The 16,216-nt window shown below is 38.8% G+C and carries 15 protein-coding genes and 1 riboswitch; of the genes, 8 read left to right on the top strand and 7 right to left on the bottom strand.

Features of this window, described 5'->3' with window-relative positions:
* The first annotated feature begins 360 nt into the window (after positions 1-360).
* Positions 361-1,548: a polysaccharide lyase family 7 protein gene (locus I6F42_RS07685; protein ID WP_101216529.1), complete on the top strand. Its 1,188-nt coding sequence runs from the start codon at positions 361-363 to the stop codon at positions 1,546-1,548.
* Between the two features lie 77 nt (positions 1,549-1,625).
* Here the strand turns inward: I6F42_RS07685 and I6F42_RS07690 are convergent, their stop codons facing one another.
* Positions 1,626-2,597 carry a zinc transporter ZntB gene (locus I6F42_RS07690; RefSeq protein ID WP_007585782.1) on the bottom strand — a complete coding sequence of 324 codons (972 nt, stop codon included), beginning with the start codon at positions 2,595-2,597 and terminating at the stop codon, positions 1,626-1,628.
* A 285-nt stretch (positions 2,598-2,882) separates the two neighbouring features.
* Between I6F42_RS07690 and I6F42_RS07695 the strand changes: the two genes are divergently transcribed.
* From I6F42_RS07695 to I6F42_RS07705, 3 genes are read left to right on the top strand one after another with little or no spacing between them, the layout of a single operon-like run.
* Positions 2,883-3,317 carry an ATP-dependent zinc protease gene (locus I6F42_RS07695; RefSeq protein ID WP_007585784.1) on the top strand — a complete coding sequence of 145 codons (435 nt, stop codon included), beginning with the start codon at positions 2,883-2,885 and terminating at the stop codon, positions 3,315-3,317.
* A gap of 2 nt (positions 3,318-3,319) precedes the next feature.
* Positions 3,320-4,225, top strand: coding sequence for a 30S ribosomal protein S6--L-glutamate ligase (rimK, locus tag I6F42_RS07700; RefSeq protein WP_002961977.1), 906 nt, complete (start codon positions 3,320-3,322; stop codon positions 4,223-4,225).
* The gene (locus tag I6F42_RS07705; protein WP_007585786.1) at positions 4,212-5,270 is read left to right on the top strand and encodes a succinylglutamate desuccinylase/aspartoacylase family protein; all 1,059 of its coding nucleotides are present in this window, start codon (positions 4,212-4,214) and stop codon (positions 5,268-5,270) included. Before rimK ends, I6F42_RS07705 begins: the two co-directional genes overlap by 14 nt.
* Positions 5,271-5,357: 87 nt before the next feature.
* On the opposite strand, the gene I6F42_RS07710 is transcribed toward I6F42_RS07705, so the two are convergent.
* The 4 genes from I6F42_RS07710 to recQ form a co-directional block, all read right to left on the bottom strand.
* Complete coding sequence (locus I6F42_RS07710; RefSeq protein WP_197151671.1) at positions 5,358-5,930, bottom strand: mechanosensitive ion channel domain-containing protein; 573 nt, start codon at positions 5,928-5,930, stop codon at positions 5,358-5,360.
* Positions 5,931-5,999: 69 nt separating this feature from the next.
* Positions 6,000-7,709, bottom strand: a complete 1,710-nt coding sequence (locus I6F42_RS07715) for a BamA/TamA family outer membrane protein (protein ID WP_197151672.1) — start codon at positions 7,707-7,709, stop codon at positions 6,000-6,002.
* Between the two features lie 171 nt (positions 7,710-7,880).
* A complete protein-coding gene (locus I6F42_RS07720) occupies positions 7,881-8,165 on the bottom strand; it encodes a DUF3630 family protein (protein ID WP_007583724.1) in 285 nt (94 codons plus the stop codon).
* A gap of 7 nt (positions 8,166-8,172) precedes the next feature.
* Positions 8,173-9,996, bottom strand: coding sequence for a DNA helicase RecQ (gene recQ, locus I6F42_RS07725; RefSeq protein ID WP_010553279.1), 1,824 nt, complete (start codon positions 9,994-9,996; stop codon positions 8,173-8,175).
* Between the two features lie 384 nt (positions 9,997-10,380).
* Here recQ and I6F42_RS07730 point away from each other — a divergent pair, with 384 nt between their 5' ends.
* Positions 10,381-10,836 carry a thioesterase family protein gene (locus I6F42_RS07730; protein WP_007583728.1) on the top strand — a complete coding sequence of 152 codons (456 nt, stop codon included), beginning with the start codon at positions 10,381-10,383 and terminating at the stop codon, positions 10,834-10,836.
* Between the two features lie 51 nt (positions 10,837-10,887).
* Positions 10,888-11,805: an EamA family transporter RarD gene (gene rarD / locus I6F42_RS07735; protein ID WP_197151673.1), complete on the top strand. Its 918-nt coding sequence runs from the start codon at positions 10,888-10,890 to the stop codon at positions 11,803-11,805.
* A 17-nt stretch (positions 11,806-11,822) separates the two neighbouring features.
* Here rarD and I6F42_RS07740 read toward each other — a convergent pair whose 3' ends face one another.
* Positions 11,823-13,058, bottom strand: coding sequence for a response regulator (locus I6F42_RS07740; protein WP_197151681.1), 1,236 nt, complete (start codon positions 13,056-13,058; stop codon positions 11,823-11,825).
* An 86-nt stretch (positions 13,059-13,144) separates the two neighbouring features.
* Positions 13,145-13,519, bottom strand: coding sequence for a DUF413 domain-containing protein (locus tag I6F42_RS07745; RefSeq protein WP_007583734.1), 375 nt, complete (start codon positions 13,517-13,519; stop codon positions 13,145-13,147).
* Between the two features lie 91 nt (positions 13,520-13,610).
* Between I6F42_RS07745 and I6F42_RS07750 the strand changes: the two genes are divergently transcribed.
* Complete coding sequence (locus I6F42_RS07750; RefSeq protein WP_007583736.1) at positions 13,611-14,483, top strand: LysR family transcriptional regulator; 873 nt, start codon at positions 13,611-13,613, stop codon at positions 14,481-14,483.
* Between the two features lie 166 nt (positions 14,484-14,649).
* Entirely contained in the window at positions 14,650-15,582 is a 933-nt protein-coding gene (locus tag I6F42_RS07755) for a porin (protein ID WP_197151684.1), read from the top strand.
* 53 nt (positions 15,583-15,635) lie between these two features.
* A riboswitch (cobalamin riboswitch) is annotated at positions 15,636-15,768 on the top strand.
* The last annotated feature ends 448 nt before the right edge of the window (positions 15,769-16,216 follow it).

Raw genomic sequence — 16,216 nt, forward strand, 5'->3', positions numbered from 1 at the left:
CCTTATTTGGGTTTGATATTTTTTTGATAGTGATTGGTTTTAAGTATTTGTTTTTATGTACTTTTATTTATTTTTGATTTAATGAATCTAAATGAAATCAATACTTATTACCTATTAAATAAATTGTTGCAAATTTATTACAAGCAATATAACTTGTGTCTCAGCCCAGCTGGCAATAATCATTGGTAATATTTACTTGTAAACCAGGAGTGGTTTTTTTTACATTTAAGTTATTACCAATTACACATAAAAACACAAGTTAAAACCTGTTTACAGGCGGTGATCTAGGCTCAAGTGAAATACTCATTTATAGCCATGTAGTAAGATTTTTTCATGTACAGGTTTGGAGAAATAAAGATAATGATTAACCAAAAATCCCTATTTATGCTTGCAGCAATGACTGCTAGCTCAAGTTTTGTACAAGCGGCAACTGTTAATAATGCTGGATTTGAAGATGGTTGGAATAACTGGAATGAAACAGAACCAGCGGCTATTTCAGGTAGTGCTTACAAGGGCTCTAAATCATTAAAAATTCAAGGTAGCCCAGGGCGTGTTTACCAAAATGTAGATGTAGATCGAAATACTCAGTACACGTTAAGTGCGTACGTACTTGGCAAGGGACAAATCGGCATTAACGATCTTAATGGTTTGTTTAAAAGTGAGAAATTTAACGTTTCTTCGTGGACAAAAGTATCTAAAACTTTCACTACAGCTAATACAGGTACGCTACAAGTATTTGCTAAGCATGATAAGAGCTCAAGCGATGTTCGTTTTGATGACTTTTCGTTAACTAAGGGGAGTTCTTCTGGCGGCGGAGACACAGGTGGTGGTGATACTGGCGGTGGCGACACTGGTAGTGGCTCAGGTATAGCAAGCAACATCACCAACGGTAGTATTTTTGACCTTGAAGGTAACGATCCTCATCCATTAGTAAATAGCGACACTTTAGAGTTTGTTCCTCTAGAAGCGCGTCATATCACTCCAAACGGGAATGGCTGGCGTCATGAATATAAAGTAAAAGAAAGTGCACGTGTTGCAATGACCGAAACCTATGAGGTTTTTGAGGCAACTGTAAAAGTTGAAATGTCAGATGGTGGTAAAACGATTATTTCTCAGCACCACGCTAGCGATACGGGTACGATTTCAAAAGTATATGTTTCAGATACTGATGAATCCGGTTTTGATGATAGCGTAGCAGATAACGGGATTTTTGACGTTTATGTTCGCCTGCGTAACACCAGTGGTAAAGAAGAAAAGCATGCACTAGGTACTATCAGAAGTGGTGGTTCATTCAATCTAAAAGTAGTTAATAATTACGGTGATGTAGATGTGACTGCATTAGGTACTACCTTTGGTATTCCGGTAGAAGATGATTCAGAATCTTACTTTAAGTTTGGTAATTATTTACAATCACAAGACCCATATACACTAGATGAGTGTGGCGAGTCAGGAAACTCAGATTCATTTAAAGAGTGCTTTAAAGATTTAGGAATTACAAAAGCTAAAGTAACAATGACTGACGTTAGTTATACGCGTAAAACTAACTAATTATTTAGTAGTTTAGAAAGCCACTCAGTTTAAAACTGAGTGGCTTTTTTAATGCTTTTTAAATGTATAAACTTAATTTATAACCATTTTTTATTTTTAAAATACACACCAATACCGCCAGTAAGTACAATCAAAAATATAACAAACGCACTAAATGCATAGGGGCTCTCGGTACCCGGAATACCTCCTACGTTTACGCCTAACAGGCCGGTTAAAAAGCCTAAAGGTAAAAACAATGCAGCCACAACCGACATTACATACATACGCTGATTTAATTGCTCAGACACTTGGTTAGTGATTGTTTGCTGAATGATTTGCGCACGTTCAATAGAGCTATCAAGCTCCTCTAAATAACGAATAAGTAAGTTTGTTGTTTCGTTTAATTTTGCTTTATCGTCATCTAACAGCCACGGGTAGTGATTATTTACCATTGAGCTAAGGGCTTCTTTTTGCGGTTTTAAATAACGCTTTAAGGCAATTGTTTGACGGCGCAACTGTGATAAACCTTGGTTATCAAACTTTTTACTTGGTTCATCTATTTCTTCTTCAAACTCGTCGAGTGTTTCATCTAGTGAGTCAATAACGCTTTGCATACGTGAGGTTAATTTTTGTGTAATAGAGCACACTAATTCAGAAATATTGCATGGGCCTTTATTTTCATTTAAACAGGTGAGCGTATCCTGCACCGATAATAAACGACGCTTGCGGGTAGTAATAAGAATGTCTTCGCTAATAAATAAACGAATTGAAACCATGTCTTCAGGGCTTTGTGCTGGATTTAAATTTACACCACGTAAAAATAACATATGTCCGTTAGTCGTTGATGTAATACGCGGGCGTGTTTCATCAGCAATTAAGGACTCTAATTCGTAGTCGTTTAAATGAGGTTGTGCCTTGAGCCATTCAACAGCCTCGCTTTGGCTATAGTCCATGTGCACCCAAAGTTTTCCGTGGCTTGGTTGCCAGCTATTTAGCTCATTAGTGCTTTCAATAGGGCGAGCGCCGCCTTGTCCATCAAGTACAAGTGCATGTAGTAAACCATTAATCATAATTATTTCTCATAATAGTGTATTTTTAATACCGTTAACTATAGTGTATCTACTTAAGTATTTTAAACTTACCTTTATTTTTAATAAGTTAAGCTTAAATAGCAAAATATATGCAGAGCCTTTGGGCTGAGTAAAGTGGCATAAAGTACTATTCAGCAAGGCGTGCATTGTGTGACCAGTTATTTAAAAAGATCAATTTAATTTACTAATCGACTAGATAAATTTATTTCGTTGGTTTTTTTTTACCTGTAGCGTATAAGTCACTTTTTTATTAAGGGCACATTTATGACAGCAAAGATCACAGTTGGTTGGCGTGAGTGGTTAAGTTTACCTGGGCTTGGTATTAACGAGATAAAAGCAAAAATTGATACTGGCGCTCGCACTTCATGTATTCATGCAATTAACATTGAAGAATACGAAGTTGACTCAGAAAAATGGGTTAAATTTACGGCCCAGCCACTGCAAGATGATGAGCAGACACAAGTCACTTGCAATGCAAAAGTTAAAAAAATGAAGTACGTAACCAGCTCAAGTGGACAAAAAGAGTTACGTTACTTTATAGAAACTACATTGCATGCAGGCGAGCACAGCTGGCCTATCGAGCTTACTTTAACAAGCCGTGCAACAATGAAGTTTAGAATGTTATTAGGGCGTACAGCCATGGAAAATCGTATAGTCGTTGACCCGGCTTTATCTCAACTATTAGGTCGTAAGGTTTAACTATGAAAATCGGTATTTTATCTCGCAACAGAAAATTATATTCAACACGTCGCTTAATTGAGGCGGCAGAGGCACGCGGTCACGAAGTTAAAGTGATTGATGCATTGCGCTGTTATATGAATATCAACTCTGAGCAACCAGAAATTCACTATCGCGGTGAAAACTTAAAAGAATTTGACGCAATCGTCCCGCGTATTGGTGCATCGGTTACATTTTATGGCTGTTCGGTACTTCGTCAGTTTGAAATGATGGGTGTTTACCCTGTAAACGAATCAGTCGCTATTTCTCGTTCGCGCGATAAATTACGCTCACTTCAGTTACTTTCGCGCAAAGGCGTTGGTATGCCAGTAACAGGTTTTGCTAGCAAACCAGATGATGTAAAAGACTTACTAGAAATGGTAGGCGGTGCACCTGTTGTAATTAAATTACTTGAAGGCACACAAGGCATTGGTGTTGTACTTGCTGAAACACGCAAAGCGGCAGAAAGCGTTATTGAAGCATTTATGGGCTTGAAAGCTAATATTATGGTTCAGGAATACATTAAAGAAGCGGGTGGTGCCGATATACGTTGTTTCGTATTAGGCGATAAAGTAATAGCAGCAATGAAGCGCCAAGCACAAGAAGGTGAGTTCCGCTCTAACCTTCACCGTGGTGGTAGTGCTACATTAGTTCGTATTACTCCAGAGGAGCGTAAAACAGCAGTAGCCGCGGCTAAATCAATGGGCTTGAACGTAGCGGGAGTTGATTTACTTCGCTCATCTCGTGGACCACTTGTGATGGAAGTAAACTCATCACCAGGTTTAGAGGGCATTGAAATAGCAACAGGTAAAGACATTGCAGGCATGGTGATTGATTTCATCGAAAAAAATGCTTCAAGTAAAGGAACAGCAACACGTGGCAAAGGTTAAAATTAACCGTCCTTTTTCCTTGTTAGGAGAGAGTGTAGGCGTAGGCGAGCGTAAAACACTTGCCTTAGAGGCAGCTAAACTTTATACCCATTCACCACTTAATATTCCTATTGAAGTGGTTAACGGTGTAATGGAAGGTCCTGTGCTTATGGTGTGTGCGGCTATTCATGGTGATGAGCTAAATGGCGTAGAAGTTGTGCGTCAGTTAATTGCTAAAATAGACCCAAGCCAACTGCGCGGCACAATAATCGCTGTGCCTATTGTGAATGTGTTTGGCTTTATTCATAAATCGCGTTACTTACCAGACAGACGTGATATGAACCGTAGCTTTCCAGGTTCTGAGCGTGGCTCACTTGCTGGGCGTATGGCTTATATGTTTTTTAATCAAGTGGCAATACATTGTACCCACATTATTGATTTACATACTGGCGCTATTCATCGAACTAACTTACCGCAAATTCGCGCTAACTTAGCTGATGAAGCAACCGCTGAAATGGCTAAAGCATTCGGCACGCCAGCAGTTATAGATGCATCATTGCGTAATGGCTCATTACGAAGTGAAGCTGCAAACCTAGGTATACCGGTTATAACCTATGAAGCTGGTGAAGCACTGCGTTTTGATCCAATCGCAATTGCGGCCGGTGTACAGGGTGTTGATTATGTTATGCGTCATTTAAAAATGATCCGTGGCAAGCGTCCTAAAAAGTTACCAGATCCTATTATTGCAGGTTCAACTAGTTGGATACGTGCCGAAGTTGATGGCATTGTGCGTGCACAAGTATCACTAGGGGAGCATGTAACTAAAGGGCAAGTACTTGCTTATATTAGTAGCCCACTAGGTGACTCTGAGCTTGAGCTTTTAGCGCCTAAAGGCGGTATTGTTATTGGTCAGCAAACTATGCCATTAGTAAATGAAGGTGATGCGGTATTCCACCTTGCTTACTTTGCAAATGATAATAGCCTAGTAGAGCAGCAACTAGAGAACTTTATTGATGAGATAAATGATTTAGATGACGAGCTTAAAACAGCTGAGCTAAATAATTAATAGCCAACCTGAACTCAGTTTAGTTAAGCATTAAAAAGCCGCAGTAGGTAATTACCTACTGCGGCTTTTTTGTGTGTTTATTTTAATTTAGGATTTTTTAGGTCCAATAATACGCTTTATAACGGGGACTTTTGTTGGCTTTGGTTCTTTATTTAAGACCATGACAGGACGGGTCACAAATAAATTGTTAGGGTAAATTACGCGGTGTCCATCAATATGCTCAAGCACTACATTCATTAAGCCCATTTCGACTATTCGGCCTTCTACATGATTTGCACCATCAATAATTCGTACCCAATTACCTACACGGCAATCGTTTTGAATAAACATCAGTAAAAATGCGGTAAGATTGCTAAGTAACGACCAAGCCGCAAAAAGTGCTACGCCCAACATAGCAAATAAAGAAGAGCCTAAAACCAATAAGCCACGCAGCTCTATACCCCAAAATACTAAAACTAAACACAGCACGACAAAGGCGAGTATAATTTTTAGTAAGAGCTCTGCACGATATTTTCGGTGTAAATCAACTTTCCCCTTAATTGCTTTTTCGAGTAATTTTTTGGTTATTTTTAATAGCAGAGGGAAAACCAAAATAGCGATTATAGTTACAATCAACTTATATTGTGATGCAAACAATTCTAAAACTTCTATTATTTCCACATTAGACCCTGAACTTTTATACCAATTTAATTTAATGCAATTGGTATTAGTTTAACGCGTTTGTATTATTTAAAAAGTATTTTTAACGCTCACTAACCACTGTACTGAGTCTACGTCATCGTAGCTATCAACTGGGGCTGCAATATCAATGTGAATCATGGTTCCTGAATTTGCACGACTCGGTGCTAAACGAAGACCCACGCCTATATTTTTTAATACATGTGCGTTTTCACCATTATCTTTATCGTTAAACCATGCTCTGCCCACATCCACAAAAGCTGCGCCACCCACTTTAAATAGTTGTAGTAAATCGTACTCCCAGTAATAGCGCTTTTCTAGATTAACTAAAAAGCTGCGGTCGCCATGTTGATAATCCATAGGGTAACCACGCAGGCCTGTTTCGCCGCCTAAAGTAAGCTGTTGATCAGCAGTAAGGTTTTTTGCGTATTGCACGCGGGCTTTAACATACCAAGATTGATCTTCACTGGTATTTAAATAATATTGTACTTGGCTGGTGGCCATAAAGTTTTCGAGTTTTTTCTGTTCTTTATTCCAATAGCCATCAATATCAGCACTAAAACGCCATAAGGTATTATCGTTAGTAAAGTGGGCTTTTTTAAAGTTAACAGAATACACCGCGCGGCTGTCGTCATTACTTAATGATTCGTCTGAATAGCCAATTAAGCTTTTAATATTCCAACCTAAGTTTAAATCCTCAGTGCGAGATATACTGTCAAAATTGCGTACTTTTATGTAGTTATCTTCAAACCAATGGCCGCTTATAAAGGGATAACTTAAACTTCTGTCATCGGCAAGTGGTGCAAATGTAGTGTCTATAGCTTCAAAGGTATGCTGCTCGTCGGTATAACCTAAGGTTAAGCGTTGGGTCCAATTATTATTAAGCGCTTTAGAGTGTCCTATAAATGCACGGTTTAAATCAGTAGTTTGATCAAATTCGCTAAACTCTTCGCCGCGTTTATATAGTGACTCTTCGCGCTGCTCAGAATAGCTTAAAATACCGTAACTAAAAGGGGTGTCTATCGCGTAAAATGGATAGGTTAGCTCAAGTAAATGGCGCTTGCCATCGCTGTTATCAGCGTACTCTAAACGGCCGCGGTAGCGAGTAGATAAAATATTAGGATCGTCGTAAACAAATAAATAACCGCTACGATCGCTGTCGGTCGTGCGTGACAAAGAAAGGCGCTTCCCCCAACCAAGCAGGTTTGATTCTCTAAAACCTATACTCGATTTATTTTCTCCGCCGCTACGGCTAAAGTTTACTTCAGGTAAAAGTGTCCATAAATCACGGGTAACCACTTCTACATTAACGTCACCGTCGCAGTTTTCGATTGCACTAATTTGTGCATCATATAAGTAGCTTTCTTTACGAAGTAAGCGCTCAGACTCTGCAAGCTTTTTAGCATCGTACTTGTCACCAGGGGAGAATAATAAAAGGTTATTAATCACATCGGGCTCTGTTTGAATATGAGCGCGGTTAGCAAATCGGAATAGGGCATTATTTTCCTCTTCAAGCTCAGTATTAAATACATTAAGTTGCTTGAGCTTTATTGAGGCTATTTTAGCGTTACTATTACTGTGCGTGAGGGTTGTTTTGTCTTGAACTTCTCGGCGTAAGTTTTTATTTGTGCTTAAATCTGCCTGTTCTACAAGGCAGTTATCAGTTTTCGTTGAAGATTGTTGTGCGAATGCATTAGGCACATAAAAGCTTAAAACCGTTAAGCTAATACAACATTGTGCTATCCATTTCTTGTTCACCATTAAACCTCTTTACTGCTACGTAGCAAATGACTATCGTAATATCAGCTTACATCATTGTTATTATAATGTAAGTAAAAGGTATGGATTTTGAAACTAATTAATTGTTACTCATATTCACTTATGTTAATAACCAACCTGGTTTAGAACCGCCTGTGGGCGGGGTATTAAAAGCTAACTTAAATAAAATGCTAAAGCTGCTAATAAGTGCTCAGCTTCATGGCCTTCGGCATTAATCCAAATACTTTGGCTGTAATGCTCATAGTTTAAATTAAAGGTCTGCTGATTATAGGTAAAGCGGACTTGATGGCGATCGGCGCCTGCAGAATACTCATTGAGTGTTACATCGTCTGAGTGTAAAAAGAGTGTGCTCCACAGTTCAAAGTCTTCATCGTGTGGAGGCTCGACTGGTGTAATTAAAATGTATTTATGGGCGTGGTCATATTCTATTTGGGTCATAACATTCTTAATTTGTAGCTAGGTAATTGCGAATTGCAGTTAAAAACTCGCCGCCGTATTTATTTAACTTAGTAAAACCCACACCCGACACTTTTAAAAATTCGCTGTCGTTTGTTGGCATAAGCTGCGCCATTTCGGCTAGCGTTTTATCATTAAATACCACATAAGGTGGTACATCATCGGCATCAGCAAGTTCTTTACGTAGTGCGCGCAGGCGAGCAAACAGTTTTTTATCGTAATTAAATTGCGCTAACTTATCTTGATAAACGTGTTTGGCTTGCAGGCGTGGCTCGGCTAATTGCAGTGCGTACTCACCTTTTAAAATTGCACGCGCGGCTTCGGTTAATCTAAGTGACGCACCTTGCGTTATATCTTGGCTAAGTAAGCCTTGGTGAATAAGTTGGCGTAAAATACTAAGCCAAAATTCACTGCTTTTATCTTTACCTATGCCGTAAGTGCTTAGCTCATGATGATTGTTATCGCGTATGCGGCTAGTATTTGCACCACGTAGTAATTCAACAATGTACCCAAGACCAAAGCGCTGGTCAGCTCTATACACACAAGAAAGCGCTTGTTGGGCAACCAATGTACCGTCAAAGCTTTTAGGTGGATTTAGACAAATATCGCAGTTACCACAAGGTTCGCGTTGATATTCACTAAAATAGTTAAGCAATATTTGCCGACGACACGTTTGTGCTTCTGCAAAGCTTGCCATTGCGTTAAAGCGTTGTTCTTCTACACGGCGGCGTTGCTCGTCGTCTATGTCTTCAAAAAAGCGTCTTACACGGCCAATATCGGCCGGGTCAAAATACATTATGGCTTCTGCGGCAAGTCCATCTCGCCCAGCACGCCCTGTTTCTTGATAGTACGACTCTATACTTTTTGGAATATCGTAATGCAATACAAAGCGTACATTGGGTTTATTAATACCCATACCAAAAGCAACGGTTGCGACCACTATTTGTATATCGTCACGGGCAAAGCCAGTTTGTACAAATTGTCGTTGCTCGTTACTCATACCTGCATGGTAAGCGGCAGCGTTTAGCCCTGCATCTGCAATTTTTTCAGCAATGTCGTCTACGCGTTTACGGCTGGTGCAATAAATAATACCGCTTTGGCTTTTTTGCTCCTTTAGGTAGCGAAGCAATTGCACCATAGGTTTAAATTTTTCTTCTATGGTGTAGCGAATATTGGGGCGATCAAAGCTGCCAGTATGAATATAAGGCTGTTGTAATTTTAGTTGCTCAACTATATCAAACCGTGTGGCTTTATCGGCAGTTGCAGTGAGCGCCATCATGGGTACATGTGCAAAACGTTGCTTTAATTCGTTTAAGCGAAAGTAATGAGGCCTAAAATCGTGACCCCAATGCGACACACAATGCGCTTCGTCAATGGCAAATAAGCTTACATTTAAATGCGATAAACGCTCTAAAAATTCGCGTTGTAATACTTTTTCAGGTGCCACATATAAAAGCTTAATTTGCCCCTGATGAAGCTGTTGATACACCAATTGCTGCTCTTCTCGCGCTAAGCTGTTATTTACGTAAGCGGCTTTAACCCCAAGTGCTTGTAGTTGACTTACCTGATCTTGCATTAGCGATATGAGCGGAGATATAACAATAGTGACGCCTTCAAGCACTAAAGCGGGTATTTGATAGCAAACCGATTTTCCGCCGCCAGTAGGGAGCAATACAAGCGAGTCTTGGCCGTTAATAGCAGCATCAATAACTGTTTTTTGGCCGTCGCGAAATTCACTGTAGCCAAACACTTGTTTGAGGACAGTTTCGGGTTTACGCACAAGGGTGCTAGAAGGTGGTGTTGATGTATTCATTGGCGGGTATTTTAGTGGTTTTTTAGTGAGATGTCTTTAGCTGAGTTACTTATACCAATCCGCAATACTACTTAATCAATTTGAGGGATCAAATCTGACGCTAGCTGCGTTAAAAATTTCTGATATAGAACAACTAAATAACGAGTTTTTGCCTTGTTATAGACACTATTTTCTTACCTCCAGATAGATCACTTAATTAAGCTAATTGGTATTAACCTCAACTCTATTGTAAGTAAATTAAACTCTGGTAGTGTTGAAACCGCTTATTAAGATAGATCTGCTTTCTTAAAGTTAGGTTGCTAAGTAAATGATTTAACTAGAGCCTCGTAGTTTTGCTTAAGTTATGCTTTACTCATCGTACCAGTTTAAACATAGAGAATAATAATGAATAAAGAAATGTTAATTGAACAAGTGGGCGCATTATTTGTAAATGGCATGCCGTTTAACCAGTTTTTACAAATATCGGTTGAGTCGTTGAGCCCTGAACAGGCCAAAATTACGTTTCCGTGGCAGGATGTACTCATTGGTAACCCTGCGCAAAAAATACTGCACGGTGGTGTTATTTCAGCCGTACTTGATAATGTAGGCGGTATGCTCGCTGCAGCAAGCGTGATTGATAAGCTCACCGATTTAGATATAGGAAGTGTGCAAACAAAATTAGCCACGCTTGGGACTATCGACTTGCGCACTGATTATTTGCGCCCTGGTAAAGGAGAGAGCTTTACAGCGAGTGCCACACTTATTCGCTCAGGTAATAAAGTGTGTGTTTGTCGAATGGAATTACATAACGAACAGTCTGTTCAAATTGCTTTTGGGACAGGCACGTATTTAGTTGGATAAAACGTGTATGGGAAGTAAACTAGCGGCCTTTTAAATCACTAAGTGTTTATTATGTCGATTGATACTGAGCAGCGTAAAGGTGCTATTTTTGCTTGTCTTGCTTTTTTTATGTGGGGCCTTGCGCCAATATATTTTAAGTTAATTCAGCATGTTTCTGCCTTTGAAATTTTAATGCATCGGGTTGTTTGGTCGGTTGTATTTTTAGTATTAGTAGTAAGTGTTTTAAAGTATTGGGGTAAAATTAAACGCATTATTGTTCAGCCTAAGCTTTTGCTTATGCTTGTTATTACCTCAACATTACTAGGGTTTAACTGGGGTTTATTTATATGGGCTATAAATAATAACCATATGCTTGATGCGAGTTTGGGCTATTACATAAACCCTCTTTTAAATGTATTACTGGGTATGCTCTTTTTAGGTGAACGCCTGCGTAAGTTTCAAGGTGTAGCAGTGGCACTGGCCTTTACCGGTGTTGTGCTGCAGCTAATTAGTTTTGGCTCGTTTCCGGTAGTGGCATTTTCATTAGCTATATCGTTTGCGCTTTATGGTTTGTTACGTAAAAAACTACCCGTTGAAGCCTTGCCTGGCATTTTACTCGAAGCACTTATATTACTGCCTGTTGCACTCATTTATTGGTGGTTAATGGTGCCTACAACAACATCAAGCCTGCCAGCTAACGATTGGCATACTAATGCATTACTGATTAGTGCAGGTATTGTAACTACATTACCATTGCTGTGTTTTACCGGCGCCGCTAAGCGTTTGCAATACACTACATTAGGCTTTTTTCAGTATATTGGGCCAAGCCTAATGTTTATATTGGCAGTGGTGTTTTACGGTGAAGTGTTTGACGCTGAGAGATTAGTAACGTTTGCATGTATTTGGAGTGCGCTAGCTATTTTTAGTTGGGACTCTTACCATCAATCACGCAAACGTAAAAAAGCGGCTATTACAGCCGCTGAAGTATAATTAACCTAATAGAGCTGTTAGCTAACTACTTTATTACGACCAGATTCTTTAGCGTCGTAAAGCTTTAAATCGGCCTGTTTTAATAATTCATCAATTTGATAAACAGGCCCATTTGCAAAACCAATAGATATAGTAAATTTGATTTTTTCTTTACTAAACTCTTGGCTGTTCGCCTCTATAAAGTACCTAAAACCTTCAAGTCTTTTTAGTGCTTCTTGTTTATCCGCATTTGCAAAGTAAACGGCAAACTCTTCACCACCTAAACGGGCTACTAAATACTTTTTAAAATATTTGCTAAAGCAAATAGAGAGCCCTTTTAATACTTCGTCGCCTACATCATGCCCGTGAGTGTCATTAATTATTTTAAAATGGTCAATATCAAGCATGGCTAGCGCTCCTGAACCTTGCTTATTTTTAATCTTTTTGAGTGATTTGTTTGTTTCTTCAAAAAAGTAACGACGATTAGGTAGATTAGTTAGGTAATCGGTGTTGGCTTGGCGTTTAATTGTGGCTATTTGTTCTAGCATATCGACGTTTTGGCTAAGCCTGCAGTAAAACTCTTCACTATTAAAAGGTTTATGTAAATAATCGTTTGCGCCATTTTTTAAAAATAAACTAGAAAGCCCTACAGAGTCAGAGCCCGAAATACCAATAATGGCTTTTTCGTCATTGCTATATAAGCGGCGAATTTCGCTACATAACTCATCACCATTCATGTTTGGCATTTCGTTATCAGTAATGATGACTGAAATGTCGGGTGAACTTTCGAGCATCTTTAATGCTTCTTGTCCGTCTTGTGCTTCAATAATTTGATATTTGTGACGAACTAACAAGCTGCAAATGTATCGTCGAGTCGATTTAGAATCATCAACAACGAGTACTTTTACATTTTCATTGCGAGGTAAGCGGTGTAATTGTTTTTCTAGGTATTGGTAAGCTTGTTTGTTTTCTTTAATGATGTAATCGATGATTGGGTATTTTTCGACGGTGTCGCGGGTTTTTTTATCAATATTACCCGTCATTACAATAGTTGGAATATCAGCATTAACAGTGCAGGGTACTGCTTCACCTGATGGGGCATCAGGTAATATAAAGTCAACTACAGCGCAAAAGTAGCTATTTTTACTTATAAGCTCTTTTGTTTGCGCTAATGACTCTGCTATATCAACTTCATAACCTGCTTTAAGCGCGATGTGCTTTTGCACTCGCGCCATTGCAGGTGTATCTTCAACTATTAGTATTTTTCGCGTCACGGAACAACCCTGTTTATATTTTGCAAAAATATTTGCTTATACAAGTTGTAACTGTTAAAACGCAAAAAAGCAAATAACTTAAGTACTTACAGATTATCCGCTTCTGAATAATACTCTTGGCTAATCGGTGCTGGCCCTGACATTTTTGAGCGGCCAAATAAAGTATGAAACTTAGTTTTGCAGGTCGTTAGCTTTAAGTATTTTACCCAAGCACGTTCGATTGGGTTAGTAGGTTCTTGTGAGCCAGTTACTACTGCTACAAACTGTTCTTGATGTTCGTTTTGCGGCTCAATTGTTTTGCTATATAAGCCTCTTAAAACAACACCATGTTGTTCTAATATACTGGCTTCTAATAAGGTGAAGTTTCCGCTGCGGCTGAAACCACGTGGAAAATTCTGATCATCATAAAATTGACGTTGGCTAACAAATGCTTGGCGTAGTAATGAAATGTTATTGCTCATAGCTTTATCCTCATACCCTATTAATTAGCTGGAGTATGATGCAAGTTTGGCAATTTATTAAACAAATTATTTTTATCGTGAGGATAAAAAATTGGATATCGATTTATTAAAAACATTCGTTGAGGTAGTGCGTACGCGTCACTTTGGTAAAGCGGCCGAAAACCTTTATATTACGCAGTCTGCAGTGAGCTTTAGAATTCGCCAATTAGAGCAAGGGCTTGGTGTTAATTTGTTTATTCGCCAGCGTAATAATATTCAACTTACAGCACCTGGCGAGCGCTTATTACCGCACGCACAAATGATTATTACGGGCATGCAGCGGGCCAAAGTAGATGTTGCACTTGCCGACAATATGCATAAGCAAATTAGCTTAGCAGGAACGCCTAATATTTGGGATGCTTTTTTACAGTTTGGTATAACAAATATTGTATCGGCGATGCCGGGCGTGTCGTTGGTTGCAGAAGTTAAAGCACAACAAGAGAGCACTCGACTTTTATTAGAGCGTACTCTCGATTTGGCAATATTATTTGATCCACCAAAAGTAGATGAATTAGTGGTAGAGCGAATTTGTGAGTTGCCAATCATTCCAGTAAGCGGATACGACACCGCAACGAACGAAAACTTTTTTGATAATCAATATGTGTATGTGGATTGGGGAACTACTTTTTCTCTTTGGCATGCGCGTCAGTTTACAGGAAAAACGCCACCTTACTTTAGAACCAGCACGGGACGTATTGCACTTGATTTAATACTGCAATGTGGTGGTAGTGCATTTATACCTCAAGTATTGGTTGAAGGGCATTTAGAAAAAGGTGAGTTGTTTCATGTTAAAGGGGTAGAAAACACCTCAAGAGACGTATTTATTGCGTATCACAGAGACAACGAGCAAAAAGAGCTAATAGAAACCTTAGTTAATTTACTTTCGCAAATGACGCCAAGCTTGTCATTAAAGCAAGATAAGTAAGTACGACCACTTACTAGGCTTTCATGTTATTTTGATTTCACATTTAATGCATTTTTATTAACAAAAAAAGACATTAATATTTCCGTTGTAATATTACTGTCATTTAGGAATGACAAAATGCAGCAGTTTTGAAAATTAGTCTTTTGTGATTATCCAAGGAAATAACATGAAATTTGTAAAATCGAGCTTATGCTTAGCACTATTAAGTGGTTTATCTTTTAATGCACTTGCCGACGTAGACATTTACGGTAAAGCGAATGTAACAGTGCAATCATCTGATGATGGCGAAGGGTCTTTTACTGAGATAAAAAGTAATGCATCTCGTCTTGGTGTTAAAGGTTCTGAAAAAATAAATGATAGTTTAGAAGCGGTATATAAGTTTGAGTTTCAAGTTGATGTGTCTGATGCTGATTCAAAAGGCGATAACGACGACAATATTTCTGCGCGTAACCAATATGTTGGTTTAAAAGGTGCGTTTGGTCAGGTTGTAATTGGTCGTAACGATACTGCGCTTAAGCAATCTCAAGGTAAGTTAGATTTATTTAACGACCTTGAAGGCGACATTAAAAATGTATTTAAAGGTGAAAACCGCTTAGGAAATACAGTTAGTTATTCATCAAACTCATACGAAGGCTTTAAGGTACTTGCTACTTTTGTAGCTGAAGATGATGTAGACGCTGATAACGGTTATTCAATGGCGGTGACATACGGTGACGTGGCACTTAAAAAGAGCGCAGTATATGCCTCTATCGCAGCCGATAGTGAAGTAAATGGCTACGACGTAGTGCGTGCATCAATCCAAGGTAAAATCGAAAACTTTAAATTGGGCGCAATGTACCAAACACAAGAAGCAGTAGATGGCAGCGCAGAAGCGGATGGTTACTTGCTAAATGCTGCTTACAGCATGGGTAACAACACATTTAAAGTGCAATACCAAGATATGGACTTTGACGACAGCGACGATAAGTCAGCAATTTCAGTTGGTCTTGATCACAAATTAAATAAAAATATTAAAGTATTTGGTTTTTATTCAAGCTTCGACATGAACAACAACGTTGACCAAGACTACGTAGGCTTAGGTATGGAATACAAGTTTTAACGATTAGTTAAAACACTCCCTTTTTAACCGCGCTCTTTTGGGTGCGGTTTTTTTTTGCTTTAAATTATTTACTTAGCCGCCCATAATAGAGCTTCATTTGGAATGAGGTGCGAGTCCTCGACTGTTCCCGCAACTGTAAGCAGCTGAGCTGTAAGTCAGATACAAATGGTATAATACCAATTTTATTAAAAACATGATCTTTCTAGCGAATTAAATAACTTACTAACTTCGTTAAAAATTATTCATATAGAACAACTATATGTCATAATTTCCACCTTGTTATTAAGCTATTTATTTGTCGCTATAATAAATCACTAATTTAATGCAATTGGTATGAATTCTTTTAACGAGCGGGTTTACTCATTTTTTCTTGTAGTGCATTAGTATTTTTATCGCATTTTTAGTGAGTTTAACCTAGGGTCTGCTGATCTTTGCGGATTAAAATTTGTTCAAACTAGGGGCTATTTAATCGCGGCGCGAGGTTTGTAACCTAGTGGGCTAAGTAAAAACCGAGCAACAAAGAGTAAATAGCCCCTAGGAAGAACCCTTTGGGCAGCGCCTGTTTGGCATTAATGCTACGTTATCGCCCATTTATGGGGAATAACCACACTACATAGGCTCTGCCTTGCCTAAA

It is taken from the genome of Pseudoalteromonas sp. SWYJZ12 (genome assembly GCF_015864395.1).
GTDB lineage: Bacteria > Pseudomonadota > Gammaproteobacteria > Enterobacterales > Alteromonadaceae > Pseudoalteromonas > Pseudoalteromonas arctica.